The organism is Blastococcus sp. TBT05-19 (assembly GCF_003319095.1).
Taxonomy (GTDB): domain Bacteria; phylum Actinomycetota; class Actinomycetes; order Mycobacteriales; family Geodermatophilaceae; genus Blastococcus.
Genome location: NZ_QOHI01000004.1, coordinates 225,653 through 251,141, shown reverse-complemented (window position 1 = coordinate 251,141; position 25,489 = coordinate 225,653). Strand labels below are relative to the sequence as shown.

General features: G+C 73.1%; 27 protein-coding genes. 13 read left to right on the top strand and 14 right to left on the bottom strand.

Annotation, left to right across the window (positions count from 1 at the left end; translation table 11 throughout):
* Positions 1-37 precede the first annotated feature (37 nt).
* The 8 genes from DQ244_RS12600 to DQ244_RS12565 form a co-directional block, all read right to left on the bottom strand.
* Complete coding sequence (locus DQ244_RS12600; RefSeq protein ID WP_113811827.1) at positions 38-901, bottom strand: methylenetetrahydrofolate reductase; 864 nt, start codon at positions 899-901, stop codon at positions 38-40.
* A gap of 46 nt (positions 902-947) precedes the next feature.
* Positions 948-1,796 (bottom strand): class III extradiol dioxygenase subunit beta, encoded by an 849-nt coding sequence (locus DQ244_RS12595; RefSeq protein WP_113811826.1) that lies wholly within the window; start codon positions 1,794-1,796, stop codon positions 948-950.
* Positions 1,789-2,199 carry a protocatechuate 4,5-dioxygenase subunit alpha gene (gene ligA / locus DQ244_RS12590; RefSeq protein ID WP_233491357.1) on the bottom strand — a complete coding sequence of 137 codons (411 nt, stop codon included), beginning with the start codon at positions 2,197-2,199 and terminating at the stop codon, positions 1,789-1,791. The genes DQ244_RS12595 and ligA overlap by 8 nt, the downstream gene beginning before the upstream one ends.
* Complete coding sequence (locus DQ244_RS12585) at positions 2,196-2,498, bottom strand: muconolactone Delta-isomerase family protein (protein WP_113811825.1); 303 nt, start codon at positions 2,496-2,498, stop codon at positions 2,196-2,198. Before DQ244_RS12585 ends, ligA begins: the two co-directional genes overlap by 4 nt.
* 1 nt (position 2,499) lies before the next feature.
* Positions 2,500-3,216: an alpha/beta fold hydrolase gene (locus tag DQ244_RS12580; RefSeq protein WP_113811824.1), complete on the bottom strand. Its 717-nt coding sequence runs from the start codon at positions 3,214-3,216 to the stop codon at positions 2,500-2,502.
* 148 nt (positions 3,217-3,364) lie between these two features.
* The gene (locus DQ244_RS12575) at positions 3,365-4,726 is read right to left on the bottom strand and encodes an aminomethyltransferase family protein (RefSeq protein ID WP_113811823.1); all 1,362 of its coding nucleotides are present in this window, start codon (positions 4,724-4,726) and stop codon (positions 3,365-3,367) included.
* A gap of 104 nt (positions 4,727-4,830) precedes the next feature.
* On the bottom strand, positions 4,831-6,057 hold the full coding sequence (locus DQ244_RS12570; RefSeq protein ID WP_199580371.1) for a cytochrome P450: 1,227 nt from the start codon (positions 6,055-6,057) through the stop codon (positions 4,831-4,833).
* A 20-nt stretch (positions 6,058-6,077) separates the two neighbouring features.
* Complete coding sequence (locus DQ244_RS12565; RefSeq protein WP_113811822.1) at positions 6,078-7,055, bottom strand: PDR/VanB family oxidoreductase; 978 nt, start codon at positions 7,053-7,055, stop codon at positions 6,078-6,080.
* Positions 7,056-7,134: 79 nt separating this feature from the next.
* Between DQ244_RS12565 and DQ244_RS12560 the strand changes: the two genes are divergently transcribed.
* Positions 7,135-7,884, top strand: coding sequence for an IclR family transcriptional regulator (locus DQ244_RS12560; RefSeq protein ID WP_113811821.1), 750 nt, complete (start codon positions 7,135-7,137; stop codon positions 7,882-7,884).
* 62 nt (positions 7,885-7,946) lie between these two features.
* Here the strand turns inward: DQ244_RS12560 and DQ244_RS12555 are convergent, their stop codons facing one another.
* From DQ244_RS12555 to DQ244_RS12530, 6 genes are all read right to left on the bottom strand, one after another.
* The gene (locus DQ244_RS12555) at positions 7,947-8,417 is read right to left on the bottom strand and encodes a hypothetical protein (RefSeq protein WP_158544557.1); all 471 of its coding nucleotides are present in this window, start codon (positions 8,415-8,417) and stop codon (positions 7,947-7,949) included.
* Between the two features lie 55 nt (positions 8,418-8,472).
* The gene (locus DQ244_RS12550) at positions 8,473-9,336 is read right to left on the bottom strand and encodes an alpha/beta fold hydrolase (RefSeq protein WP_113811819.1); all 864 of its coding nucleotides are present in this window, start codon (positions 9,334-9,336) and stop codon (positions 8,473-8,475) included.
* A 37-nt stretch (positions 9,337-9,373) separates the two neighbouring features.
* The gene (locus DQ244_RS12545) at positions 9,374-9,667 is read right to left on the bottom strand and encodes a 2Fe-2S iron-sulfur cluster binding domain-containing protein (RefSeq protein ID WP_233491356.1); all 294 of its coding nucleotides are present in this window, start codon (positions 9,665-9,667) and stop codon (positions 9,374-9,376) included.
* A gap of 150 nt (positions 9,668-9,817) precedes the next feature.
* On the bottom strand, positions 9,818-10,480 hold the full coding sequence (locus DQ244_RS12540) for a response regulator transcription factor (protein ID WP_113811817.1): 663 nt from the start codon (positions 10,478-10,480) through the stop codon (positions 9,818-9,820).
* Positions 10,477-12,060 (bottom strand): histidine kinase, encoded by a 1,584-nt coding sequence (locus tag DQ244_RS12535; RefSeq protein ID WP_233491355.1) that lies wholly within the window; start codon positions 12,058-12,060, stop codon positions 10,477-10,479. The genes DQ244_RS12540 and DQ244_RS12535 overlap by 4 nt, the downstream gene beginning before the upstream one ends.
* Positions 12,061-12,254: 194 nt before the next feature.
* On the bottom strand, positions 12,255-13,655 hold the full coding sequence (locus tag DQ244_RS12530; RefSeq protein ID WP_113811815.1) for an aminomethyltransferase family protein: 1,401 nt from the start codon (positions 13,653-13,655) through the stop codon (positions 12,255-12,257).
* Between the two features lie 282 nt (positions 13,656-13,937).
* On the opposite strand from DQ244_RS12530, the gene DQ244_RS12525 reads away from it, so the two are divergent.
* The 12 genes from DQ244_RS12525 (at position 13,938) to DQ244_RS12470 (ending at position 25,477) form a co-directional block, all read left to right on the top strand.
* Positions 13,938-15,194 (top strand): CynX/NimT family MFS transporter, encoded by a 1,257-nt coding sequence (locus DQ244_RS12525; RefSeq protein WP_147251520.1) that lies wholly within the window; start codon positions 13,938-13,940, stop codon positions 15,192-15,194.
* A 198-nt stretch (positions 15,195-15,392) separates the two neighbouring features.
* Positions 15,393-16,148 (top strand): ABC transporter ATP-binding protein, encoded by a 756-nt coding sequence (locus DQ244_RS12520; RefSeq protein WP_199580370.1) that lies wholly within the window; start codon positions 15,393-15,395, stop codon positions 16,146-16,148.
* The gene (locus DQ244_RS12515; protein ID WP_113811812.1) at positions 16,135-16,845 is read left to right on the top strand and encodes an ABC transporter ATP-binding protein; all 711 of its coding nucleotides are present in this window, start codon (positions 16,135-16,137) and stop codon (positions 16,843-16,845) included. Before DQ244_RS12520 ends, DQ244_RS12515 begins: the two co-directional genes overlap by 14 nt.
* A gap of 1 nt (position 16,846) precedes the next feature.
* A complete protein-coding gene (locus tag DQ244_RS12510; RefSeq protein WP_113811811.1) occupies positions 16,847-17,728 on the top strand; it encodes a branched-chain amino acid ABC transporter permease in 882 nt (293 codons plus the stop codon).
* Complete coding sequence (locus tag DQ244_RS12505; RefSeq protein WP_113812024.1) at positions 17,728-18,855, top strand: branched-chain amino acid ABC transporter permease; 1,128 nt, start codon at positions 17,728-17,730, stop codon at positions 18,853-18,855. The genes DQ244_RS12510 and DQ244_RS12505 overlap by 1 nt, the downstream gene beginning before the upstream one ends.
* Positions 18,852-20,114, top strand: a complete 1,263-nt coding sequence (locus tag DQ244_RS12500) for an ABC transporter substrate-binding protein (protein WP_113811810.1) — start codon at positions 18,852-18,854, stop codon at positions 20,112-20,114. Before DQ244_RS12505 ends, DQ244_RS12500 begins: the two co-directional genes overlap by 4 nt.
* A 155-nt stretch (positions 20,115-20,269) precedes the next feature.
* Positions 20,270-20,920, top strand: coding sequence for a GntR family transcriptional regulator (locus tag DQ244_RS12495; protein ID WP_113811809.1), 651 nt, complete (start codon positions 20,270-20,272; stop codon positions 20,918-20,920).
* A complete protein-coding gene (locus tag DQ244_RS12490) occupies positions 20,917-21,618 on the top strand; it encodes a 4-carboxy-4-hydroxy-2-oxoadipate aldolase/oxaloacetate decarboxylase (RefSeq protein WP_113811808.1) in 702 nt (233 codons plus the stop codon). Before DQ244_RS12495 ends, DQ244_RS12490 begins: the two co-directional genes overlap by 4 nt.
* The gene (locus DQ244_RS12485) at positions 21,618-22,694 is read left to right on the top strand and encodes a 4-oxalomesaconate tautomerase (protein ID WP_113811807.1); all 1,077 of its coding nucleotides are present in this window, start codon (positions 21,618-21,620) and stop codon (positions 22,692-22,694) included. Before DQ244_RS12490 ends, DQ244_RS12485 begins: the two co-directional genes overlap by 1 nt.
* A gap of 25 nt (positions 22,695-22,719) precedes the next feature.
* A complete protein-coding gene (locus DQ244_RS12480) occupies positions 22,720-23,685 on the top strand; it encodes a VOC family protein (RefSeq protein WP_113811806.1) in 966 nt (321 codons plus the stop codon).
* Positions 23,682-24,461: an NAD(P)-dependent oxidoreductase gene (locus tag DQ244_RS12475; protein WP_113811805.1), complete on the top strand. Its 780-nt coding sequence runs from the start codon at positions 23,682-23,684 to the stop codon at positions 24,459-24,461. The genes DQ244_RS12480 and DQ244_RS12475 overlap by 4 nt, the downstream gene beginning before the upstream one ends.
* Entirely contained in the window at positions 24,458-25,477 is a 1,020-nt protein-coding gene (locus tag DQ244_RS12470) for an amidohydrolase family protein (protein WP_113811804.1), read from the top strand. Before DQ244_RS12475 ends, DQ244_RS12470 begins: the two co-directional genes overlap by 4 nt.
* Positions 25,478-25,489: the final 12 nt, after the last annotated feature.

Here is a 25,489-nt window from a genome sequence, read left to right as displayed (position 1 = left end):
CGACGGCGGCCGGTCGCGGCCGGGGGAGGAAACTGTCTCAGGACAGGTTGCGCAGGGTGCGCGTGCGCCACTCCTCGGTGGGCTCGAGGTCGTTGAAGGTGAAGACGTGGAAGCCGGCGAGGGTGTTGTCCGGCTTGCCGAGGTGCGGGGCCAGGCCCTTGATGATCTTCGTCGGGTCGTAGCCGCCGGGCACGAAGAAGCGCCAGAGCAGCGTCTGCTGCTTCTTCAGGAACTTCGCGGACTCGCCGATCCCCAGCCCGCCGGAGACCCGGAGGAGCTTCTGCCGGCTGACCGACCCGGGGACGCCGACGTGCACCGGCAGGTCGATGCCGCGGCGCTTGAGCTCGCGCGCCCACCGCAGGATCACCGCCGGGTCGAAGACGATCTGGGTGGTGATGTGGGTGGCCAGCGATGCCTTGTCCTGCAGTGCCTTGAACAGCACGTCCTCGCTGACCGACGGGTGGCCCTCGGGGTGACCGCCGATGCCGATGTCGGTGAACCCGTGGTCGAGCTCGTGCAGCGCGACGAGGAGCGCGTGCGCGTCCCGGAACTCCGTCGGCACGTCGGTCGGGTCGCCGCCGATGACGAAGGCGCCGGTGATCCCGGCCTCGCGGCAGCGGGCGACCAGGTCGGCCAGGTGCGAGCGGTCCCGGACCTGCTGGGCGGAGAAGTGCGGCGACACCGAGTACCCGGCGGCGGCCAGCGCGACGGCGAGGTCGACGGTCACGTCCTGGCCCTTGGCCGGGGAGGCGGTCACGGTCAGCGGGACGCCCCGGGGCACGTGCTGGAGCACCTGCTCCTGGGTCTTCTTGAACGGGATGACCTCGTACCCGAGGGTCTGGAAGGTCTGCCGCAGCGAGGCGCGGGTGGAGGCGTCGCGGATGGTGAGAGCGCGGTTCACGGGGGGCCTTCTCTCGTGCGGAGGGGGAGGATCGCCTCGGTGCGGCTCAGGCGGGGCGGTTGTCGAAGAGGGCGATGCCGGCCGCGGTGTTCGAGGCCGGCAGGAAGTAGTGCGAGTGCACCTTGGTGACCTGCTCGTGCATGGCGCCGCGCATGATCAGCCACATGATCAGCTCGATGCCCTCGGAGCCCGCCTCGCGGATGAGCTCCTCGCGGCTGAGGCCGGCCAGCGCGGCGGGGTCGGTCTGGATCTTCTCCAGCCACATGGCGTCGAACTCGGGGTTGATGAACCCGGCGCGGGAGCCGGCCAGCTGGTGGGACATGCCGCCGGTCCCGAGGATGCCGACGGTCACGTCCTCGCGGTAGGAGCGGATGGCCCGGCCCAGTGCCTGGCCCAGGGCGTAGCAGCGCGCGGCGGTCGGCTGCGGGTACTGGATGACGTTGACCAGGATCGGCACCACCGGGCACGGCCACGCGTCGCCGGGGTCCGGCGTCCACACCGACAGCGGCACGGTGAGCCCGTGGTCGACCTCGAGCTCCTGGAACACGGTGAGGTCGAAGCCCTCGTCGACCAGGCTCTCCAGCAGGTGCAGCGACAGCTCGGGGTCACCGATCACATCGGGCACCTGGCGCGGGCCGTAGCCCTCGTCGGCGACCGGGTAGGAGTCCGCGGTGCCGATCCCGAAGGTGGGCACGATGTCCAGGTCCAGGCCGTTGGCGTGGTCGTTGTAGACGACGATCGCCACGTCCGGCCGGTGCTCGGCCAGCCACGCCCGGGCGGGGGCGTAGCCGTCGAAGAGGTCCTTCCAGTTCGGGTCCTCGGTCTTGCCCCGGTCCATCGCCGCGCCGATCGAGGGCACGTGCGACGTGGCCAGACCCCAGAGCACGTCAGCCATCGCGGCGACCTCCAGCCCGCAGCTCCGCCTGGAACTCCTCCTCGGTCATGCCGGTGAACACGCCACCGAGGTACTGCATCGACCGGCCGTCCATCATGGCGAGCTTGTAGACGTAGAAGATGCTCCCGCCGAGGTCGATCATCGCCGTCCAGTCGCGGTCGAGGACCGCCTGCGTCTGCTCGGGAGCCAGACCGAACTCCGCGCAGTAGGCCGCCTCGTCGGCGGAGAAGCGCTCGCGGTTGTCCGCCGACCGGAAGCTCATCAGCATCTTGTTCAGGCGGAGCCCGCGCCGGCTGGTCTGCCCGTCGAAGATCGGCGTGCCCGGCACGTTCAGCCGGCCGCCCGTCTCGTGCGTGCTCATCGAGGTCCCCTCGGTCGGGATCGCGGTCAGGACGGCGGTCACGACGTCCGCTCCTGCGGGTGGGTGGCTCGTTCCTGGGGGTGCAGAGCCAAGGCCTCGACGTGGACGTCCAGCCAGGGAGCCATGGGCAGCGACATGAGCGCGTCGTGCAGCGCAGCCGGGTCCGCGGCCTCGTACAGGCCGATCGTCGCGTTCCGGCCGGGAACGCGCCACAGCCGCTTGAGCACGCCCTCGGCGCGCAGCTCCATCGCCCGCGCCCGCTCGCCGGCCCGCAGCTCCTCGCGGCGCTCCGCGGGGGTGTCGGCCGGCAGCCGGTTCTCCGACCGGACCAGGAACTCCATCTCAGGCACCCCTCTCGGTGGCCAGGCGGTCCAGCAGCCCGGCGAGCTCCGGAGCCGCGGTGACCATGGCCTCGTGACCGGTCTCGAGCTCGTGCACGGGCCAGCCGCGCTCGCGCGCCCGGTCGGCCTGACCGGCGAAGACGCGCATCCAGCTCACGCACTCGACGAAGGCCGCCGGCACCCGCTCGACGGCGCCGGTGAGCCGCAGGGCGTCGGTGTAGGTCTTCCACGGGTGCGGCGTCAGCTTCGGCAGCAGCCAGTCGACGTCGGCCTGCTCGGTCACGCCCAGCACCGACAGCTTGCGCACCGGGACCAGCCAGCCGAAGCCCTGCTCGGCGGCGGACTCCGCCCAGTGGTGCTCGACCGTCTCGGGGAGCAGGTCGCGGGCGGCCTCGCCGTCGGCGCCGACGAAGGCGTCCAGGTAGATCCGCTGCGCGACCGCGTCCGGACGGCGGTCGGCGACGGCGGTGACGACCTGGCCCGCGTAGCTGTGCCCGACCAGCACCACGTCGGTCAGCCCCAGGGTGTCGATCAGCCGGACGACGTCCTCCACGTGGGTGTCCAGCCCGACCAGCGGCGAGAGCAGGTGCGCGCGCTCCGACAGGCCGGTGAGGGTGGGGGCGTGGACGACGTGGCCGGCCTCCCGCAGCGGCGCCGCCACGCGGTCCCAGCACCAGCCGCCGTGCCAGGCGCCGTGCACGAGGACGAACGTGCTCATGCGGCTGCGTCCTCCGGGGGATGGCTGGCGTCGGGCGTGGGGTGGCTCACGTCCACGCTAGGCAGCGGGACCCGACGACGGATCGGCGCGATGTCACCGGCGGCGCCGCCGAGAGCGGCCGGACCGCCTACGTCATCTGTCGTGGGGCTCACCGGGCGCGGTAGCTCTCGCGCGCGAAGTCCACGAACGGGGCGGGCGCGACCGTGGCCCGGATCTCCACCTGGCGGTGCTCCTCGACGGCCGGCTTGGCCGACACCGGCTGCTCGCCCCACAGCACCGTCACCTCGGTGCCGGGCTCGGCGAACCCGGCGTCGAGGACGGCGAGGGACACCATGACCCGCTCGTTGGCGAGGTAGCCGCAGTCCAGGGAGATCCCGGCCGGCCGGCCGTCCACCAGCACCGTGTCCTCGTGGTGGGTGGCGTAGCGGGCCTTGGGCAGCTCGATGTACTTGGCGCCGGGGCCGGGCGCGTACAGGGAGCCGATCGCCGCGGTGACGTCGTCGGCGTTCCACACCAGCGTCACCTTGGTGCGCGAGGGCTCCTGCGCCCTCCGCTCGAGCGCCGCGCGGCCGATGAAGTCGTGGTCGAACTTCACCGTCTTGCCGTAGCCGACCTCGAAGGGGGTCAGGCACCAGTCGCGGATGTCGGGGGAGTCCATGCTGCCGCCGATCGACCCGACCTTCGCGAGCGGGAGCCACTCGCGGTACTCCTGCATGAGCGGGTCGTCGGAGAACAGGGCGGTCAGCGGGGCGGGGACCCAGCCGGACTCCAGGTTCGCCGTCGAGTACGCCTTGGCGCCGACCCGCACCAGGCCGTGGTCCTCGCCGGCCTCCAGGAGCGCCGCGAGCACGGCGTCGCCGTCCTCCCACGGCCCGAACAGCTCGAAGCCGGGCTGCCCGGCCATGCCGTGCCGCAGGCCGCGGACCCGGCGGCCGGCGATGGTGAACTCGGCCATGTCGAAGAACTTCACGTCCGGGAGCTGAGCGCCGCTCACCTGCTCGATCAGGGCCGCGGCCGTGGGGCCCTGCAGCTCGAACCGGTAGAGCCGGGGCGGTCCCGACGTGCGCACCGCCGAGTTGTCGTCGCGCTCCACGGTGACCTGGTACCCGCCGCGCTCGGAGTGGAAGGTGACCCAGTCCAGGACCATCGGGTGCCCGACGAGGTCGAACAGCTCGTCCTCGAGGTGGAAGAGGATGGCGTCGCCGATCAGGTGGCCCTCGGGGTCCACCGCGACGAACTGCTTGGCCTTGCCGACGCCGAAGTTCGCGAAGCTGTTGACGCCGACGTCGCTGAGCAGACGGAGCGCGTCGGGACCGGAGAGGAACAGGTCGGTCATGTGGTGGGACTGGTCCAGCAGCGCGCACGACTCCACCCACGACCGCTGCTCGGAGCGCCAGTTGGTGAACTCCGGCTTGACCGGGAAGGTGCTCGGCGGGAAGGCCAGGTTGCGGAGCAGCTCGACCGGGCTGCCCACCCGGGCGAGTGCGGCGGCGAGGGATTCGGACGACATGGACGACACCGTAGGGAGCGCGGGGCGGCCACCGGATCGCGCGGATGTCGCGTCCCGGCGGCGCCGGCGCGCGCCGGTGCCGCGACATCCGACGTAGCGCCGGATCAGTCGAGGACGACCCGCACCGGCACGCTCTCCAGGGCCCGCAGCGTGTTGTTGTGGTGCCGAACGGGCGGGCCGTCGAGCTCGATCGTGCGCACCCGCCGGGCCAGCGCCGTCACGATCGACTCGGCCTCCAGCCGGGCCACGTGCTGGCCGACGCACTGGTGGATGCCCATGCCGAAGCCGACGTGCCCGGAGGGGTCGCGGCCGAGGTCGAAGCGGTCGGGGTCGGCCCACCGGCGCGGATCCCGGTTGGCCGCGGCCAGGAACATGAGGATCTTGCGCCCCTCGGGGATGACGACGTCGCCCACGCGCACGTCGGTGGTCGCGGTGCGGAAGAAGGTCTGGACCGGGGACTCCCAGCGCACCGCCTCGTCGAAGGCGATGCGCGCCAGCGACGGCTCCGCGCGCAGCCGTGCCCACTGCTCGGGGTGGGTGGCGAAGGCGTAGAGGATCGCGGAGATGCCGTGCACGGTCGTGTCGACCCCGGCGGTCAGCAGGGAGCGGACGGCGAGCGGCGCCTGCTCGGGGGTGATGTCGCCGCGGTCGCTGGCCGCCCAGATGTCCGCCCCGAAGCCGGTCGGGGCCAGCACCTCCCGCCGGCACTGCTCGTTCACCCAGCCGGACAGCTCGGCGACGCGGGGCGCTCCCTTCGCGACCAGGTCGTTGGCCGGCCCGAAGGCGTTGAAGGCGTGGTCGCCGTAGGGCAGCAGCTTCTCGCGGCCGGGCTGCGGGATGCCCACGGCTTCGGGGAACACCCGCAGCGGGAACACCGCCCCGAGGTCCCGGGCGGCGTCGAAGGAGCTGCCCCGCGCGAGCACCTCGTCGACCAGGACGTCGGCGTCGGCGGCCCACTGCTCGCGGAGCCGGCGGAGCGCCCGGGGCCCGAGCACCTTCTGCAGCACCCGGCGTGGGGCGTCGTGCCGCGGCGGGTCGGCCTCGAGCAGGATGCTGGGCGGTCGCCACGGCTCCTCGTAGCGGAAGTTCGACAGCCCCACCCCGGCCGAGGACTGGAAGTCCTGCCAGTTCACCAGCGCCGCGTGCACGTCGTCGTAGCGGGCCAGCGCGAACACGTCGTACTCGCTGAGCAGGACCACCGGCCCGGCCTCGCGGAGGGCCTCGTGCATCGGGAGCGGGTCCTCCAGCACCTCGTGGCTGAACGGGTCGACGTCGCTGGTCGGGACGGCGGTGCCGGGAGGGGTGGTGCCGGGAGCGGCGGTGGCGGTCACGGGGGAGGCCTTCCGGTGGGTCAGAGGTCGAGGACGAGGCGCTCGTCGCGCGAGCGGGAGACGCAGACGTACATGCAGTCGTCGGCCGCGCGCTCGTCGTCGTCGAGGAGGGCGTCGCGGTGGTCGGGCCGGCCGGCCAGGACCGTGGTCTCGCAGGTTCCGCAGACCCCGCGGCGGCAGGAGGAGAGGATCTCGACACCGACCCGGCTCAGCGCCTCCAGCACCGTGACGTCCGGGGTCACGGTCACGGTGGTGCCGGTGCGGGCGAGCTCGACCTCGAACGGCGCGACCCGGGCCGGCGCGCCCGCGTCCTCGGCGACGAACCGCTCGACGCGCAGGGCGTGCGGCGGCCAGTACGCGCAGGCCCGCTCCACCGCGGCGAGCAGCGGCGCGGGACCGCACGCGTAGACGCGCACCCCCTCCCGGGGCTCGCCGAGGAACCCGGGCAGGTCGAGCAGACCGAACTCGTCCTGGGGGCGCACCTGGACCCGGTCGCCGTAGCCGGCGAGCTCGTCCAGGAACGCCATCGACCCGCGGCGCCGGCCGCCGTAGAGCAGCCGCCAGTCGGCGCCGAGGAGCTCCGCCTGGTGCACCATCGGCAGGATCGGGGTGATCCCGATGCCGCCGGCCACGAACAGGTACCGCTCCGAAGGCACCAGCGGGAAGTTGTTCCGCGGTCCGCCCGCGCCGACCAGGTCGCCGACCTGCAGCTGCTCGTGTACGTAGGTCGAGCCGCCCCGGCTCTCCGGCTCCAGCAGCACGCCCACCCGGTACGTGGTGGGGTCCCACCGGTCGCCGCAGAGGGAGTACTGCCGCGTCAGCCCGGTGGGCAGCACCAGGTCGATGTGCGAGCCCGGCGTCCAGTCGCGCAGCCGGGCCCCGGACGGCGAGGCCAGCTCGAGGGTCAGCACGCCGTCGGCCTGCAGCTGCTTGCCGGTCACCCGCAGCATCGCGACGTCGGCGCCCTCGGGGGCGGGCGCCGGGGGAGGAGCGGTCATGGGAGAGACGGTCCTCCGGGGGGATGTGGCGCGGCCAACACCTTCTCAATGGTCGAGACGGCCTGCCACACTCCGCCCCGTGCCACGGACCGCGACGGGGGAGTCCTCGCTGGCCCGCGCCGTCCGGGTGCTGGACGCCTTCACGGCCGACGAGCCGGTGCTGCGGGTCTCCGAGATCGCGCGGCGCGCCGGGCTGCACGTCGCGACGGCCTCGCGCATCGTCGGCCACCTCGTCGAGGAGGGGCTGCTCGCGCGCGGGGAGGACGGCAGCGTGCGCGGCGGCATGCGGCTGTGGGAGCTGGCCTCCCGGGCCGCGCCGACACGGTCGTTGCGCGACGCGGCGATGCCCTTCCTGGAGGACCTGCACGCCGTGGTCGGCCACCACGCGCAGCTCGCCGTCCGGGACGGCGACGAGGTGATCTTCCTCGAGCGGCTGTCGGCGCGCGACGCCGTCGTCAACTTCTCGCGGATCGCCGGACGGCTGCCGCTGCACATCTCGTCCTCGGGCGTGGTCCTGCTCGCCTACGGACCGCCGGAGCTGCGGGAGCGGGTGCTCGCCCGGCCGCTGGAGGGCCGGACCGCGGCGACGGTGACCTCGCCCGAGCGGCTGCGGGCGCTGCTCGGGCAGGTGCGCCAGCAGGGCTACGCGCTCCTGCCCGGGCACGTGCACGAGGACGCGACGGGCATCGCGGTACCGGTGCGCGACGGGCTGGGCGAGGTGGTGGCCTCGCTGTCGGTGATCCTGCCGAACGACGACCGGGCCGCCTCGGCGGTACCGGTCCTCCTGGCCGCCGCCCGGGGCATCGGCCGCGCGCTGCGCGACCCCTGAGCCTGCGCCCCCGCACGGTGGCGGCGAACTGGCGCAGTCCGGTAGCCGCGGCTCGATCCGGCTCAGAAGCCGCGCCACTCGTTCTGTAGCGGTGCGGGTCGTTCGACCGCTGGGCTGGGCCGCTCGGGAAAGTGCCGTCCGAAGTACGAGTGCGCTCGGTCCGCGACCATGCCGTAGCCCCACACCGGCTCGTCGAGACTGGGGCCCCTGTCCGGTATCCCGACCAGCGCCGACCAGCCCCCGTCATCCTCGAGAGGTCGGTGGCCGAGCAGCGTCCCGCCGGTGTGGGCGACCGTCTTGATGTGCGCCTTGCCGTGCTCGAGAACCCGCGCCCCTGCGATGTCGCCCGCCGTGGGAGGGACGGCCTCGCACCAGTCGATCAGCCCGATGGTGCAGAGGACACGGGATTCCCAGACCCGGAGCACCCGCCCACAGGCGTACCAGCCGCCTCGCCGAAGTGGGATGCCCCAGAAGTCCCCGGACCGGACGTGCGCCGTAGACCTGGGAGTGAAGGGAAACGGCGGTCGCTGCACCCCGACAGTCTCGGGCACACCTGTGCGTCCCACCCTCTCCGGAGGCGCGATCGGATCAGGCCAGCGCCGCCCGGATCGCCCCGGCGAGCACCTCCGGCGCCTCGAGCGGGAGGAAGTGCCCGGCGTCCGGCACGGGCGTCACGGTCACGTCGCTGAAGAACTCCTCCAGCCGGTCGGCCCAGGCCGCGGGGAACAGCGGGTCGTGCGCCGGCCACAGGACGCGGGTGGGGGTCGCGAGGCGGCCGGCGGGGTCGGGTGCCTGCTCGGCGAGACCGCGGACCAGGATGCCCGGACCCACCCGGTACCAGCCGATCGACGCGAGAAAGGCCCCGGGCCGGGCGTAGCGGTCGGCCAGCCGGTCGAGGTCGGCAGGGGCCGGGGTGAACGCGGGCCCGGACCAGTGGGTCCAGAAGTGCTCGAGGTAGCTGCGGACGGCGTCGCGGTTCCCGTCGAGGAGCTGTGCGGGCAGCCCGGTGCGGTGCAGGTTCTGGTACCAGAACTCGGTCACCACGTCCGGGTCCAGCAGCCGCCGTCCGGCACCGGGCAGGGGTGGGGCGACGACGAGCGCCCGGACCCGCTCGGGGACCAGCCGGGCCACGGTCTGCGCGATGCGGCTGCCGATGTCGTACCCGGCCAGGACGACCGGGCCGAGATCGAGCTCCTCGAGCAGCCCGGCCACGCTGCGGGCCTGCGCGTCGGCGGTGTACCCCTCCTCGGGGTCGACCTCGTGCCGGTCGGAGTCGCCGAAGCCGCGCAGGTCCGGGACGACGACGTCCGCCGCGCTGGTCAGCAGCGGCACGACCAGCCGGTAGTCGGTCCGGTCACCGGGCCAGCCGTGCAGGAGCACCACCGGCGGGCCCTCGCCGGCGCGGTCGTAGGTCAGGCGGAACCCGTCCACCGGCGTGCTGCTGCTGCTCACGGGCGCTCTCCTCCGTCGTCGTCTCCTGCCGGCCGGCTCACAGGTCGAGCACCAGCGGCGTCCTGCCCCGGGAGACGCAGATCAGCATCGTCTCGCCCCGGGCCTGCTCCTCGGCGCTGAGCAGCGCGTCCCGGTGGTCGGGCCGGCCCTCCAGCACCCACGTCTCGCACGCGCCGCAGAGGGCGTCCGCGCACGGGGCGGTCACGTCCAGGCCCGCCTGCCGGGCCGCGTCGAGGATCGAGGTCCCCGGCGGGACCACGAGCCGCGTGCCCGCGGTCTCGCAGACCACCGAGAGGCCGGCGGTGTCCTCGATCGGGTCCGGGGTGGTCACGTCGTCCCTCCCGTCGCGAGGAGGCGCGGCCCGGGGAGTGGCGGCGCTCCTGACCGGAACGCTAGGAGCGCCGCAGCACCCGCGGATCACGCGGTTGACCGGCGCGCGGTGCGTCGGACGTCGTCACCGGGGCGCGACATCCGACGCACGTCACCGCGGCTGGACGAGCCCCTCCTTGACCGCGAGCAGCGCCGCCTGGGTGCGGGAGGTGAGGTTCATCTTGGTGAGCAGGTGGCTGACGTGGGTGCGCGCGGTCCGCTCGCTGATCACCAGGTGCCGGGCGATGTCCTTGTTGGACCGGCCCTCCGCGATCAGCACCAGGACCTCCTTCTCCCGGGCCGTGAGCACCCCGAGCCCGGTCCGCGGCGCCCGGATCTCCTGGGTGAGCCGGCGGGTCACCGCGGCGTCGAGGAACACCTCGTCGCGCACGGCGGCGCGCAGCGCGGCGTGCACCTCGGCCGGTCCGGCGTCCTTGAGCAGGTAGCCCGACGCGCCGCGCTCGAGCGCGGCGTGCACCCGCTCCACCTCGCCGAAGCTGGTGAGGATCACGACCCGCACCTCGGGGAACCGGCGCACGATCTCCGGCGTCGCCGTCACGCCGTCCATCACCGGCATCTGCAGGTCCATGAGCACGGCGTGCGGCTGCTCGCCGAGCGAGGACGCCCGCGCCAGGAAGTCCAGGGCCTCCTGCCCGTTCCCCGCCTCGCCGGCCACCTCGACGTCCTCGAGCGCCTCCAGGTAGGCCACGACCCCGCGGCGCACGACCGCGTGGTCGTCGACGACCAGGACCCGGATCGGGTGCGGACCGGTCATGGGGCGGGCTCCTCGTCGTCGTTCGTGGTCGTGGGCAGGGAGGGCAGCAGCGGCAGGGTGAGGTGCACCCGCGTGCCGGAGGGGGAGAGGCTGCGCACCCGCACGACGCCGCCCCAGCGGGCCGCGCGCTCCTGCATGGCGGTCATGCCGAAGCCGCCCGGCGAGGTGGTCCCGGCCGCCCGGTCGCCGTCGCCGAGGCCGCAGCCGTCGTCGGTGACCTCGGCGACCAGCCGCCGGCGGCTGCCGTGGGGGGCCACCGACACCGCGACCCGCATGGTCGAGGCCGAGGCGTGCTTCACGCTGTTGTGCACCGCCTCGGCGATGATCCGGTAGACGTCCTCGAGCAGGTCGGGGTCGAGCCGGGTCAGCTCGCCGGCGGGGTCGTCCACCTCCAGGGTCGTGTCCAGGCCGGTGCGGGCCCCGGTGGTGTCGACCAGGCTGCGCAGGGCCGAGTCCAGCCCGCGCGCGGTACCCGTGGCGGGGCGGAGCTCGACGACCATGCCGCGCAGGTCGGCGAGGACGTCCTCGGCGCTGGTGCTCAGGTCGTCGGCCACCTGGGCGACCTTCTCCGGCGTGGGCGGCAGGCCCCGCTCCACGAGCACCCCGAGCGAGCGCGCCTGCATCATCATCGAGAAGACCTGCTGGACGACGGAGTCGTGCAGGTCGCGCGCGAGCCGCTGGCGCTCCTCGCGGCTGGCGACGTCCCGCTCCCGCTCCAGCAGGGCGGCGTGGTCGACGGCCATCGCGGCCTGCTCGGCCATGGCGAGCAGGAACTCCAGCTCGGCGTCGCCCACGGTCTGGCCCGGCGCGAAGAAGGCGTTGAGGATGCCGACGGGCTCGCCGCGCGCCAAGAGCGGGACGCTGGCGAACCAGTCCCACTTCGGGGTGCCCATCATCTCGTGCAGGGGCTCCCAGGCCGGGTCCTGCATGACCGCGTCGTACCGGTCGGCGAGCACGAGGGGGGTGCGGCTCTGCAGCGCGTCCAGCATGACCAGCCGGGCGCCCCGGGCGCGGCACGCCACCAGCTTGTCGAAGAAGTCCGGGGTGCGGACGAACCCGGCCGCACCCATGACGTGCAGCCGGTCGCCGGTGGAGTTCACGGTGAGCACCTGGACGCCGGCGAGGGAGTCGGTGCGCGCCACCTCGCGGGCCAGGGCCTCGAGGGTGCCGACGAGCGAGCGCTTGGTGGCCACGCTGGACGCCGCCGTGGCGATCGCGGCCAGCCGCCGCTGCTGCTGCCGGCTCACGGTCACGTCGCGGAAGGACACCACCCACTGCTCCCGGTCCGGGACCCGGTCGACGAGGTAGGCGAACTCCCGCCGCCCACCCGGCCCGGTGCGCCACTCGACGGTGGCCTCCGCGGCGCTGCCGGCCCCCGGCGGCGCCGCGGGGTCCGGGGCGGGGAAGGGGGAGGGCAGACCGGTCACCGCGCCGTCGGGCAGCCCGCACAGCGCGCGGGCGGCGGGGTTGGCCTCCAGGAACCGGGCGTCGGCGTCGATGACCGCCAGCCCCTCCGGCGCGTGCCGGAACACGTCGACGGGGAAGGCGCCGGCCGGGGTCGGGGTGGCTCCGGAACGCACGTCGAGCTGCATGGTCGTCCCTCTCTCCCCGCCGGGCACCGGCGCGGCCATTGTGACCCACGCCCCTCGGCTACCGGCCCCGCCGGGAGCGGGCATCCCCCGGTCGGGGGCGGCGAGCTGGTCCCGGGACGACGAGGGCCGGGCCGCGACCGCAGGACGTCCTGCGGTCGCGACCCGGCCCCGGGGTCGTGCGGTCAGGCCTTGCCCTCGGTGCGCCAGCCGCCCTGGTAGGTCTCCCGCGCCATCTTGGCGTAGGGGACCGGGCTGACGATGGCGCGCACCTCGAACTGCTCGTGCGGCTCGACGGTGGTCTTCTCGCTGCCGCCGCCGGGCTCGCCCCAGACGACCTTCACCTCGGCGCCGTGCGGCACGTCGGGGCTGATGGTCGCCAGCGACAGGCCCTTCTGCTCGTTGGCCGAGATGCCGGTGAACATGGAGACGCCGAGGTCGGTGCCGTCGGCGTCGATGACCCGGTCGAAGTTCGACGACCCGTAGTTGGCGTTCGGCAGGTCGAAGAACTGGTACTTGGCGCCCTGGACCGGGGAGGCCAGGAGCGTGGCCAGGTCGTCGGAGTTCCACTCCAGGGTGACCTTGCGGCGCTGGGCGTCCTTGTCGAGCGCCTCGAGGGCGTCGCGGCCGATGAAGTCGTGGTCGAACTTCACGAAGGAGCCGTACCCGAGCTCCCACGGGTTGGTGTAGTAGTCCTCGATGTCGTCGGAGACGAAGCTGCCCGCGATGGCGTTGGTGGCCTCGTAGCTGTCGACGCCGAGCCACTCGCGGTAGGGGCGCAGCTCCTCACCGGTGTAGATGGCCGGCAGCGGCGAGGGGATCCAGCCCGACTCGAGGGTGTTGGTCGAGTAGGCGCGGGAGCCGACCGGCTCCAGGCCGAACTCGCGACCGGCCTCGAGGATGGCGTCGCGGATCCGGTCGTAGCTCTCGTACGGGCCCCAGATCTCCAGGCCGGGCGCACCCGCCATGCCGTGGCGCAGGGTGCGCACCTTCTCGCCGGCGATCGTCATCTCGCCCATGCGGAAGAACTTGAGCTGCTCGACCGTGCCGCCGTTGAGCTTCTCGATGATCGGCCAGGCGTTCGGGCCCTGGATCTGGAAGCGCCACACGTCGCGGGTGACGGCCTTGCCGTAGGGCCGCGACGGCGAGCGGGGGTCGTTGCGGATCTCGACGTCGTAGCCGCCGGTCTCGCCCTGGAACTGCAGCCAGCTGGCACCGGGCGCGCGGCCGACGTAGACGTACTCGTCCTCGTCGAGGTGGAAGAGGATGCCGTCACCGATCACGTTGCCGGCCGGGGTCACCGGGACGAACTGCTTGGCCATGTTCACCGGGAACGTGGCCACGCTGTTGATGCCGGTGTCCGAGATCAGCTTGAGGGCGTCCGGGCCCTTCATGAACAGGTTGAACATGTGGTGCGACTGGTCGAAGAGGACGGCGGTCTGCTGCCAGGCCTTCTGCTCCCGCCGGAAGTTCGTGAACTCCGACGGCACGACCGGGTAGATGTAGGTGCCCAGCTGGGCGTTGCGCAGCAGGCCGACGGTGTCGCCCTTCTGGTCGAGCAGCTCCTGCAGGTTCTTCGCGGTCATGTCCGTCCATTCGTCGGGGTTCACTTCTGCGGGCCGGCGGGGCCGGTCCAGGGTCTGTCGGCCGGAGGTCGGCTCGCGACGGCGACCCGCCCGGAGCGTCGGGGCCCACCCGGTCGTCTGCAGCGTAGAGCCGCCGGTGTGGTCGGGCACACAGCCATCCGCCCTTCCCGGGCGGCCGTTGTGGCCGCCCCGCGTGCGTCGGATGACCGGCCCGATCGGTCATTTGACGTATTACTCCGGCGGTTGCGCGACGGCGGCGTCGCGATCGGCCACAGTGGCCGCGTGCCGACCAGGGGAGGGGCCAGCGACGGGGGCCCCGCGACGAGTGCCGGCCGCACCGGCCCGCCCCTGGCGACGGAGCCCGGCCCGACCTCCTGGAGCGCCGTCGCCGTCCTGATGGGCGCCGGGGTGGTCGCCGCCGCGCAGATCGGCGGCGCCGCGGCCGCGCTGCCGGTCCTGCAGGACGAGTTCGGGCTGAGCTCGACCGCCGCCGCCTGGTACCTCTCGACGGTCAGCGCCCTGGGCGCGGCCTGCGGCGCCCTGCTCGGGTGGCTGGGGCAGACCCTGGGGTTCGGCCGGCAGATCCGGATCGGCCTGCTGGCGATCGTGCTCGCCGACCTGGGCGGCGCGGCGGTCGACTCCCTCGCCGGGCTGCTGATCGCGCGGGTGGGGGAGGGGCTCGGCCTCGTGATGGTCATCCTCGCGGCGCCACCCCTGCTCGCCGAGGTGTCCGCGCCGGCGCACCGCCGGCTCGTCTCCGGCGCGTGGGGGGCCTACCTGCCGGTGGGCTCGGGCCTGGCCGCGCTGCTCGTGCCGCCCGCGATCGGGTGGGTGGGATGGCGGGGGACCTCGGTCGCCGACGCGGTGCTCGCCGCGGTCGTCCTCGTCCTCCTGCTGCGGTGGGTGCCGTCGGCGGGGCAGCGGGGGAGGGCGACGGCGGCGGGGCTGCTGGGGGCCCTCCGGTCGCGCTCGGTCCTGATCATCACCGTCGCCTTCGGCCTGTACTCCGCGCAGTTCCTGGCCGTGGTCGGCCTGCTGCCGGCCTCCCTGGTGTCCGACGAGGGGATGTCCGTCGCCGCGGCGGGGGTGCTGGGCGCGATCACCTTCCTGGTCAGCGCGCCCGGCAACTTCCTCGGCGCGTACCTGCTGCACCGGGGGGCACCGCTGCGGTGGGTGGTCCCCGCGGGCTGCGCCGGCATGGTCGGCACCGCCTGGATCGTGCTCGACCCGGCGCACCCAGCGGCGCTGCGCGTCGCCGCGGCGATCGTCTTCTCGCTCACGGGGGGCCTCGTCCCCGCCAGCCTCTTCGCCGCCCTGGCGGCGGTCTCCGGGGGCACCCGGTCGGCCGGCGCGGCCATCGGCCTGCTGACCCAGGGGTCGGCCCTCGGGCAGCTGCTCGGCCCGCCGCTGGTGGTCGCGGTCGGGAGCGCCGTCGCCGCCGGGGTGGTGGCCCGGGCGGGGCTGCTCGGGTGCTTCGCCGCGCTGGTCGCGGTCGGCGCGGCGGTGCTCCCGCGCGGCGAGCGGATCCAGCCGTCGTGACAGGCCAGGATCCGACCCGGGGCACGGCCTCCTCGATGACAGCTCGACAACTTTCCCGGCAAGATTGTTGTCAATCTCACCGGCGATCCGTAGGTTCCGACCGCGAGCGGGCCTGTGACGCGCACCACCGAACGGCACCGAACCGAACCCACCCGACGGGAGACACGGTCAATGGCGGCTGAGCTGACCCTGCAGGACGTGAGCCTGCAGTTCGGCGGCATCAAGGTCCTGCAGGAGGTGACCTTCACCGTCGAGCCCGGGCAGATCTTCGGTCTCGTCGGGCCCAACGGGGCGGGGAAGACCTCGCTGTTCAACTGCATCAGCGGGCACTACAAGCCCACCGCGGGCTCGGTGCGGATCGACGGCACCGAGGTGCAGGGGCACCGTCCGGCGACGCTGGCCTCGCACGGCCTGGCGCGCACGTTCCAGCACCCCGCGCTGCAGCTGCACGCGACGGTGCTCGAGAACGTGCTGCTGGGCGCGCACTCGCGCCTGCCCGGTGGAGCGCTGGAGTGGGCGCTGCGGCTGCCGCGCACCCGGCGTGCGGAGAAGGAGCTGCGCGCCGAGGCGCTCGACCTCCTGGAGCGCAACGGCCTCGGCTGGGCGGCGCACCTGCCGGCCGACGAGCTGTCGCACGGCCTGCACAAGGGCGTCGAGCTCTGCCGCGCGCTGCTCATGAAGCCGAAGCTGCTCCTGCTCGACGAGCCCGCGGCCGGCCTCCCGCACAGCGAGGTCGAGACGCTCATCGCGACCGTGCGGCGGCTGCGCGCCGAGGACGACATCACCGTGGTCATCGTCGAGCACCACATGGGGCTCATCGCCGCCCTCACCGACCGCGTCGTCGTGCTCGACCACGGCGCCAAGCTCATGGAGGGGACGGCCGCCGAGGCGCAGTCCGACCCCCGGGTCATCGAGGCCTACATCGGAAAGGACGCGGCGGATGACGCTGCTTGAGCTCGAGGACGTCACCGCGTCCTACGGTCCCGTGCAGGTGCTGGACGGCGTCTCGCTGCGCGTTCCGGAGAACGGGGCCTTCGGCATCCTCGGCGCCAACGGCGCCGGCAAGACGACCACCCTCCGCGCCATCTCCGGCGCCGTCCGCACCGGTGGCCGGATCGTCTTCGACGGCAAGGAGATCGGCGGCCTGCGGCCCGACCAGGTCGCCGCGCTCGGCATCGCGCACGTCCCCGAGGGCCGCGGTTCGTTCGGTGACCTCACCGTCCGCGAGAACCTGCGGGTCGGCGCGTACCTGCGCAAGGACCGCAAGGGGATCGACCAGGACATCGAGTACTGCCTGGACCTGTTCCCGAACCTGCAGGACCGGATCAGGTCGAACGCCTCGGCCCTGTCCGGCGGGGAGCAGCAGATGCTCGCGGTGGCCCGGGCGATCATGAGCAAGCCGCGGATGCTGCTCCTGGACGAGGCCTCGCTCGGCCTGGCGCCGAGCACCGCGAAGAACGTCTACGACGCGATCCGGCGGCTGCGCCTGGAGTCCGGCATCGCCATGGTCGTGGTCGAGCAGAACGCCAATCTCGCCTTCACCGTCGTCGACGACGCGACCGTCCTGGAGACCGGGCGGAGCGTGCTCACCGGCACGTCCGCCGAGCTCAAGGGCATGGACGAGATCCGTCGCGCATACCTGGGAGGCTGACATGGAGAAATTCGTCCAACTCGTCGTCGACGGACTGTCCACCGGCTCGGTCTACGCGGCGCTCGCCCTCGCGATCGTGCTCGTCCACTCGGCGACCGGCCTGATCAACTTCGCGCAGGGCGGCATGGCCGTCCTGGCCGCGTACGTCGCCTGGGTGCTCACCAACCAGGGCGTGCCGCTCGTGCTCGCCATCGTGGCCTCGATCCTCTTCTCCTTCGTGCTCGGCGCGGTCATCGAGCGGTTCCTCATGCGGCGGTTCGAGCGCGGCGACCCCGACACGGCCGTCGTCGTCACGGTCGGTCTGCTGACCCTGGTCACCGGCATCGCCGGGTGGCTGTGGGGCTACAACAACCAGCAGTTCCCCTCGCTCTTCCCGCTGGACACCGTGTCGGTCCTGGGCGTCTCGGTCAGCATCCGCTCGATCGGGACCACGCTCGTGATCGTCGTGGCGATGGTCGCGACCCAGGCGCTCTTCGTCGGCACGAAGCTCGGCCTGGCGCTGCGCGCCGTCGCGATCAACCCGCAGTCGGCCGCGTACTCCGGGCTCCCCGTCGAACGGCTGCTCATGGTCGGCTGGGGCATCGCGGCGGTGCTCGGGGCCGTCGCCGGAGCGCTCGTCGCCCCGCAGCTCACCCTGACGCCGGGCATGCTCGACAACGCCCTCGTGTACGCGCTGGCCGCCGTCATCCTCGGCGGGCTGACCAGCCCGGTCGGCGTCGTCATCGCGGCGTGGCTGATCGGCGTCCTGGAGAACCTGGCCGCCGTCTACGTCGGGTTCATCGGCTTCGACCTGAAGGTCGCGGTGCCGTTCATCCTGATCTTCGTCGTCCTCATCGTCCGACCCCAGGGCCTGTTCGGCCGGAAGACCGTGGTGCGTGTGTGATGGCCTCCTCCTCGAAGACGTCCGCCCCGACGACGACCGCCCCGCCGCCGTCGGCCACCCCGTCGCCGGCCTCGTCGTTCCGGCAGAGCCCGTGGGTGCGCTGGGGGGCTCCGCTGCTGCTGGTGGTCGGGCTCGCCGTCCTGCCCCTGATCGGGACGGAGTCCGCCAACGACACGCTCGCCCGCATCGGCGTCTTCGCCGTCGCGGTGCTCGGCCTCAACGTGGTGATGGGCTACACCGGGCAGGTCTCGCTCGGCCAGATCTTCTTCCTCGGCCTCGGCGCCTACGTCACCGCGTACGGCGTGCAGAGCGGCTGGAACATCGTCCTGGTCTTCGTGCTCACCTGCCTGATCCCCGCCGTCGCGGGACTGCTCGTGGCGCTGGCCGCCGCACGCCTGGGTGGGCTCGCGATCGCGATGGTCACCATCGCGCTGCCCATCGTCGGTGTGCCGCTGGCGAAGCGGTTGAGCGAGTTCACCGGCGGCTCGCAGGGGATGTCCGCACGCTTCGTCGAGGCGCCGGAGGGCAGCGGGCTCTACGACGACCAGTGGCAGCTCTACCTCGTGCTGGTCATCGGCGGGATCGTGTTCCTGCTGACGTACTTCCTCGTCCGCGGCAAGTACGGCCGGGCCTTCGCGATCGTCAAGGGCAACGAGAACGTGGCGTCGTCCATGGGCATCTCGCCCTACCGCTACAAGGTGCTCGCCTTCACCATCGCGTCGCTCATCGGCGGCGTGAGCGGGTTCCTGTACATGGTCGTCGTCCAGTACACGTCGCCGGAGACCATGAGCTTCGGGCACTCGATCGAGCTGCTCGTCGCGATGGTGATCGGCGGCGCCGGCAGCATCGTGGGCTCGATCCTCGGCGGCGTGTTCTACGTGGTCGTCCCCGACCTCACGAACGCCATCGACCCGAGCCTGACGGCGCTGCTCCAGGGCGCGCTGCTCCTCGCCGTGCTGTTCGTCCTCCCCGGCGGCCTCGTGTCGCTGCCCCGCGCCGTGATGCGCGGGCTGCGGCGCTCTCCCGCCGGGCGCGGCTCCGCCGCACCACCGACCACTCCGTCATCGACCACCGGGTCGGGCACCGCGGCGGAGCCAACCGAGACAGAGAGGCAAGGTTCCGCATGAACAGGCACTTCGGATCGCGCAAGGCGGCCGGCATCGCCGCGGTGTCGGCGCTCGCGCTGACGCTCACCGCGTGCGGCGGTGGCGCGGACAGCGGGCGCAGCGGCGACGCCGCCGAGGGAGCGCCCAGCCCCGGCATCACCGACGACTCGGTCACGCTCGGCATCACCACCCCGCTCAGCGGTGCCACCGCCGGGCCGGGCACCTGCACGGTCGCCGGCGTCACCGCGTACTTCGGCATGAAGAACGCCGAGGGCGGCATCGAGTTCGGCGACGGGAAGACCCGCACCGTCGAGATCGAGGCGCTGGACGACACCTACGACCCGCAGCAGGCGGCGGCGAACTACGACTCGCTCAAGGGCGATGTCTTCGCGATGACCGCGGGGCTCGGCACGCCGACCAACCGCGCCTGGCGGGAGGCGGCGATCGCCGACGAGGTCCCGCAGGCGCTGATCATGACCGGCGACCCGATCTTCAGCGACACCGAGGAGAGCCCCTGGCAGCTCGGCTTCGTGCCGATCTACCAGAACGAGGGCGAGGCCTTCGGCGAGCTGCTGGCCGGCTCCAGCGCCGACCACAAGGTCGCGATCCTGTCGCAGAACGACGACTTCGGCGAGGGGTACGTCGAGGGCTTCAAGTCGGCCGTCGAGGGCGCGGACAACATCGAGATCGTCCAGGAGCTCACCTACGAGGCGACCGACACGTCGGTCGACGCGCAGATCACCGAGCTCGCCAACAGCGGCGCCGACGTCATCTTCAACGCGATGTCGGTGACCCCGCTGACGATCTCGGCCCTGCAGAAGGCGCAGCAGCTGAACTGGAAGCCGAACTGGTTCCTGCCGTCGAACACGTCGAGCCCGGGGGCGATCCTGCAGCCCGGTGGTGCCGCGGCCTTCCCGGGCGTCTACTCGGTGTCCTTCGCGAAGGCGCCGGCCAGCCCGGCGTTCGCCCAGGACGAGGACGTGCAGACCTACCTCTCCGCGCTCAAGGAGTACGGCAACTACCCGGAGCCGCCGGCGTTCCCGCACTGCCAGTGGAGCTGGATGGTCGGCGCGACCCTCGAGCAGGCCTTCATGGAGATGGAGGAGCCGACGCGGGACAGCTTCATGGAGGCGCTGCGCGGCATCGAGGGCTTCGAGGCGCCGCTCATGCTGCCCGACACCTCGGTGAGCACCACCGAGGCCGGCCAGCCCGCGGTCTCGACCGTGGTCGTCCAGAAGTACAACGGCAAGGGCTACGACACGGTCGAGTCCTTCGAGTGATCCCGCGGTGAGGGGTCGGGCGGCCCGTCCTCGGACGGGACGCCCGCCCCTCGCCCGCACCCCCCTGAGGAGCCCGGCACCCGACGGTGCCGGGCTCCTCCTGGATTGTCGGCAGGATTGTTGGCAATCGCACCCTGGTGGGCTAGCGTTCGGCCATGCCATCCCCGGGCCAGGAAATGGCGGAGCGCGTCCTGCGGAACGCGATCTCCCGAGGTGACATGCCGCCGGGGTACCGGCTGGTCGAGGCCGAGATGGTCGAGCTGATCGGCGTGAGCCGCAGCGCCGTCCGGCTGGCCATCGACGTGCTGGCCGCCGAGGGCCTCGTCGAGCGGATCCAGAACAAGGGCGCCCGCGTCCGGGTGGTCTCCACCGAGGAGGCGATCGCCATCACCGAGTGCCGGGTCCCGCTCGAGGGCCTGCTCGCCGCGAAGGCCGCCGAGCGGATCACCGACGCCGAGGCCGAGCGGCTGCGGGCCCACCTGCAGATCATGACCGCCGCGGTCGACTCCGGCGACCTCCAGAAGTACTCCGAGCTCATCCAGCAGCTGCACGGCATGGTCGCCGAGGCCGCCCGCCACCCGATCGCCGCGGACCTGGTCTCGCGGCTGCAGGCGCAGCTGGTCCGTCACCAGTTCCGGCTCTCGCTGCGCCCGGGGCGTCCGCGCGTGAGCCTGAGCGGGCTCGGCGCGCTGGTGGAGGCGATCGCCGACCGCGATCCCGCGCGGGCCGAGGTCGCCGTCACCACCCACCTCCGCGGCGTCATCGCCGCGCTGTCCGAGACCAGCTCTTCCGGAGGACCTGCATGAGGAACGTCGTCGTCACCGATCCGCCGCGCGCCGACGCCGGGGACGCCGCCCGCCTGGGCGAGTTCGGCGTGGCCACCGTGCACGAGGCGCTGGGCCGGGTGGGCTACCTCGGCCCGGAGCTGCGCCCCGCGTGGCCCGGCGCCCGCATCGGCGGCACGGCGGTCACGGTGCTCTGCTGGCCGGGCGACAACCTGATGATCCACGTCGCCGTGGAGCAGTGCCGCCCCGGCGACGTGCTGGTGGTGGCCACCAACTCGCCGTCCACCGACGGCCTCTTCGGCGAGCTCTTCGCCACCGCCCTGGCCGCCCGCGGGGTGCGCGGGGTCGTGCTCGGCTGCGGGATCCGCGACGTCGCCGAGCTGCAGGAGATGGGCTTCCCGGCCTGGTCGCGCGCGGTCAGCGCGCAGGGGTCGGTCAAGGCGACGGCCGGGGCGGTCAACGTGCCGATCGTGCTGGGGGGCCAGGCGATCTCCCCGGGCGACGTCGTGCTCGCCGACGACGACGGGGTGATGGTGGTGCCGCGCGCCGACGTGCCCCGGGCCCTGACCGCCGGCCAGGCCCGCATCGACAAGGAGGCCGCCAGCCGCGCGGCCTTCGCCTCGGGGGAGCTGGGCCTGGACCGCTACGGCCTGCGCGACCAGCTCCCGGGCTTCGGGATCGAGTACGTGCCCTACGAGGAGTACGTCAGGGAGCAGTGATGGACTACGACGACACCGGCGTCCGCTGCACGATGCTGCGCGGCGGCACCTCCCGCGGCCTCTTCTTCACCGCGGCCGACCTGCCCGCCGACTCAGCGGTTCGGGACGACCTGCTGCTCCGCCTGATGGGCACGCCCGACCCGCGGCAGATCGACGGGCTGGGCGGTGCCACCACGCTCACCAGCAAGGTGGCCGTGGTCTGGCCCTCGGCGGACCCGGACGTCGACGTCGAGTACCTGTTCCTGCAGCTGGGCGTGGACGAGGCCACCGTCAGCGACCGGCAGAACTGCGGGAACATCCTCTCCGGCGTGGGCCCGTTCGCCGTCGAGCGCGGCCTGGTGCCCGCCGGCGACGGGGAGACCAGCGTGCGCATCCGGATGGTCAACTCCGACAGCGTCGCCGTCGCCACCTTCCCGACGCCCGGTGGCTCGGTCGAGTACCGCGGCGACGTCGCGATCGCCGGCGTCCCCGGGACGGCGGCGCCGGTCGTCCTCGCGTTCACCGACACCGAGGGGTCGGCCACCGGCGCGCTGCTGCCGACCGGCCACGTGCGGGACACCGTCGAGGGCATCGAGGTGACCTGCGTGGACAACGGCATGCCGGTCGTGCTGGCGATGGCGGAGTCCTTCGGCCTCACCGGGCACGAGCCGCACGAGGAGCTCGCCGCCGACGCCGCCCTGCTGGAGCGGATCGACGCCTTCCGCCGCAAGGCCGCCGAGCTGATGGGCATGGGCGACGTCTCGGCCGCGTCGGTGCCCAAGACGGTGCTGCTGTCCGCCCCCCGCGACGGCGGCCAGGTCTGCACCCGGTCGTTCATCCCGGTGCAGCCGCACACCTCCATCGGCGTGCTCGGAGCGGTCAGCGTCGTCACCGGGATGCTGCTCCCGGGCGCCGTGGGGCACGAGCTGACCGAGGACTGGCCCGCCGACACCTCCCGGGTCGACGTCGAGCACCCGACCGGCCACCTGGTGGTCGACGTCGTCGTCGACGGCTCGGTGACCCCGCCCCGGGTCGTCCGGTCGGGTGTGGTCCGCACCGCCCGCAAGCTGTTCGACGGCACCGCCTTCCCCCGCTGACCCGACCCCACCAGAGGAGATCCCCGTGCCGCCGCTGCACGACATCGCGCACCTCGCCCACATCGAGCTGCTCACCCACAAGCCGGAGGAGAGCCTCGACTTCTTCGTGCGCTACCTCGGCATGACGGAGAACGGCTCGTCCGGCGACTCGGTGTTCCTGCGCGCCTGGGACGACTACGAGAACACCACGATCAAGCTGACCGCGGCCGCGCAGCCCGGTGTCGGCCGGACGAACTTCCGTGCCGCCACGCCGGAGGCGCTGCAGCGGCGGGTTGCCGCCATCGAGGCGACCGGGCTCGGCAAGGGCTGGCAGGACGGCGACCCCGGCTACGGCCCGGTGTACGTCTTCACCGACCCCGACGGCCACGAGATGGGCGTCTACCACGAGACCGAGTGGTACCGGCCCGAGGGCGCGCTGAAGCCGGCGCTGAAGAACCAGGCGCAGGCCTACCCCGGCCGCGGCGTCAGCGTGCGCCGGATCGACCACATCAACTACCTCGGCGTGAACCCGCAGGAGAACCGCGACTTCTTCGTCGACACCCTCGGTGCGATGACCACCGAGCAGATCGTGCTCGACAGCGGCGAGATCGCCGGTACCTGGACCACCTTCACCAACCAGGGCTACACCGCGGTCTGGACCAAGGACAAGACCGGCACGGCCGGCCGGCTGCACCACATCTCGTTCGCCGTCGACAGCCGCGACGACATCATCCGGGCGGCCGACCTGGCGCTGGAGCACGGCATCCACATCGAGACCGGGCCGCACAAGCACACCATCCAGCAGAGCTTCTTCCTCTACGTGTGGGAGCCGGCCGGCAACCGGATCGAGCTGGACAACCCCGGCGCCCGGCTGGTCTTCGCGCCCGACTGGCAGCCGGTGAACTGGTCGGAGGCCGAGCGCGCGAAGGGCCAGGCCTGGGGGCTGCAGACCATCTCCACGTTCCACACCCACGGCACGCCGCCGGTCGAGCAGCCGGGCTCGGCAGGGTGACGGCGCGCATCGCACTGCTGGGGCTCGGCGAGGCCGGGTCGGAGATCGCCCGCGACCTGGTGGCGGCCGGGGCCGACGTCCGCGGCTACGACCCGAAGGGGATCGCCGTCGACGGCGTGCACCCGCGCGGCAGCGAGGCCGAGGCGGTCGCCGACGCCGACCTGGTGCTCAGCGTGAACAGCTCGCACGACGCCCTGACCGCGCTCACCAACGCGCTGCCCGGCCTGCGGCCGGGAACGATGTGGGCAGAGCTCAACACCGCCTCGCCCGGCGTGAAGGTGGCCGTGGCCGAGGCGGCGGGGGAGGGGATCGACGTCGTCGACGTCGCCCTGATGGCGCCGGTGCCCGGCAAGGGGCTGCGGACGCCGATGCTCGTCTCGGGCCCGGCCGCGCAGCGGTACGCCGAGGTGATGACGCCGCTCGGCGCCGAGGTCACCGTGCAGCCCGGGCCGGTGGGCGAGGCGATCTCCCGCAAGCTGCTGCGCAGCGTCTTCTACAAGGGGCTGGCCGCCGCCGTCGTCGAGGCGCTGGCCGCGGGGGAGGCCGCCGGCTGCGCGGAGTGGTTGCGCGGCAACATCGGCGCGGAGCTGGCCTCCTTCGACGACCGCACCATCGACCGGCTGGTCGACGGCACGCACCGGCACGCCCGGCGGCGGGCCGACGAGATGGCCGCGGCCACCGAGCAGCTGACCGAGCTCGGGGTGGCGCCGCGCGTCGCCGCCGCGGCCCGCGACCTGCTCACCGACCTGCGCGACGCCCAGGAGGGAACGGCGTGATCATCGACTGCCACGGCCACTACACCACCGCGCCGGCCGCGCACACGGCCTGGCGCGAGCAGCAGGTGTCGGCCTGGAAGGCGGGGGCCACGCCACCGGCCTACCCCTCCATCAGCGACGACGAGATCCGCGAGACCATCGAGGGCAGCCAGCTGCGGCTGATGGACGAGCGCGGCATCGACCTCACGCTGTTCTCCCCCCGCGCCTCGGCGATGGCCCACCACGTCGGCGACGCCGCGGTGAGCCTGGAGTGGGCCCGGCGGAACAACGACCTGATCCACCGGGTCACCTCGCTGTACCCCGACCGCTTCATCGGCGTCTGCCAGCTGCCGCAGTCGCCGGGTGCGCCGATCGAGGGCTCGATCGAGGAGCTCCGCCGATGCGTGGAGGAGCTCGGCTTCGTCGGCTGCAACCTCAACCCCGACCCCAGCGGCGGCGCCTGGACCTCACCGGCGCTGACCGACCGCAGCTGGTACCCGTTCTACGAGGCGATGGTGGAGCTCGACGTGCCGGCGATGGTGCACGTCTCGGGCTCGGCGACACCGTTCTTCCACGCCACCGGCGCGTACTACATCAGCGCCGACACGACGGCGTTCATGCAGCTGGTCCAGGGGAACCTGTTCACCGACCTGCCGGGGCTGCGGCTGGTGATCCCGCACGGCGGGGGAGCGGTGCCCTACCACTGGGGGCGCTACCGGGGCCTGGCCGACATGCTCGGGCAGCCGCCGGTCGAGTCGAACGTGATGGGCAACGTCTTCTTCGACACCTGCGTCTACCACCAGCCGGGGATCGACCTGCTGCTCGAGGTGGTCGACACCCCCAACATCCTGTTCGGCTCGGAGATGGTGGGGGCGGTGCGCGGCATCGACGAGCGGACCGGTCACCACTACGACGACACCCGGCGCTACATCGAGGCCGCGTTCGCGAAGGGCACGCTCGACGACGCGGCGCGCGCCGACGTCCTCGAGCACAACGTGAAGCGCGTCTACCCCCGGCTGGCCGCGGCGCTCGGCTGACCTCGCGGGTGC

Coding starts and splice junctions, on each gene's coding strand:
- DQ244_RS12595 (WP_113811826.1), bottom strand. CDS start 1,796: ATGGCTGACGTGCTCTGGGGTCTGGCCACGTCGCACGTGCCCTCGATC.
- DQ244_RS12585 (WP_113811825.1), bottom strand. CDS start 2,498: ATGGAGTTCCTGGTCCGGTCGGAGAACCGGCTGCCGGCCGACACCCCC.
- DQ244_RS12580 (WP_113811824.1), bottom strand. CDS start 3,216: ATGAGCACGTTCGTCCTCGTGCACGGCGCCTGGCACGGCGGCTGGTGC.
- DQ244_RS12575 (WP_113811823.1), bottom strand. CDS start 4,726: ATGTCGTCCGAATCCCTCGCCGCCGCACTCGCCCGGGTGGGCAGCCCG.
- DQ244_RS12565 (WP_113811822.1), bottom strand. CDS start 7,055: ATGACCGCTCCTCCCCCGGCGCCCGCCCCCGAGGGCGCCGACGTCGCG.
- DQ244_RS12540 (WP_113811817.1), bottom strand. CDS start 10,480: ATGACCGGTCCGCACCCGATCCGGGTCCTGGTCGTCGACGACCACGCG.
- DQ244_RS12530 (WP_113811815.1), bottom strand. CDS start 13,655: ATGACCGCGAAGAACCTGCAGGAGCTGCTCGACCAGAAGGGCGACACC.
- DQ244_RS12515 (WP_113811812.1), top strand. CDS start 16,135: ATGACGCTGCTTGAGCTCGAGGACGTCACCGCGTCCTACGGTCCCGTG.
- DQ244_RS12510 (WP_113811811.1), top strand. CDS start 16,847: ATGGAGAAATTCGTCCAACTCGTCGTCGACGGACTGTCCACCGGCTCG.
- DQ244_RS12505 (WP_113812024.1), top strand. CDS start 17,728: ATGGCCTCCTCCTCGAAGACGTCCGCCCCGACGACGACCGCCCCGCCG.
- DQ244_RS12500 (WP_113811810.1), top strand. CDS start 18,852: ATGAACAGGCACTTCGGATCGCGCAAGGCGGCCGGCATCGCCGCGGTG.
- DQ244_RS12495 (WP_113811809.1), top strand. CDS start 20,270: ATGCCATCCCCGGGCCAGGAAATGGCGGAGCGCGTCCTGCGGAACGCG.
- DQ244_RS12490 (WP_113811808.1), top strand. CDS start 20,917: ATGAGGAACGTCGTCGTCACCGATCCGCCGCGCGCCGACGCCGGGGAC.
- DQ244_RS12485 (WP_113811807.1), top strand. CDS start 21,618: ATGGACTACGACGACACCGGCGTCCGCTGCACGATGCTGCGCGGCGGC.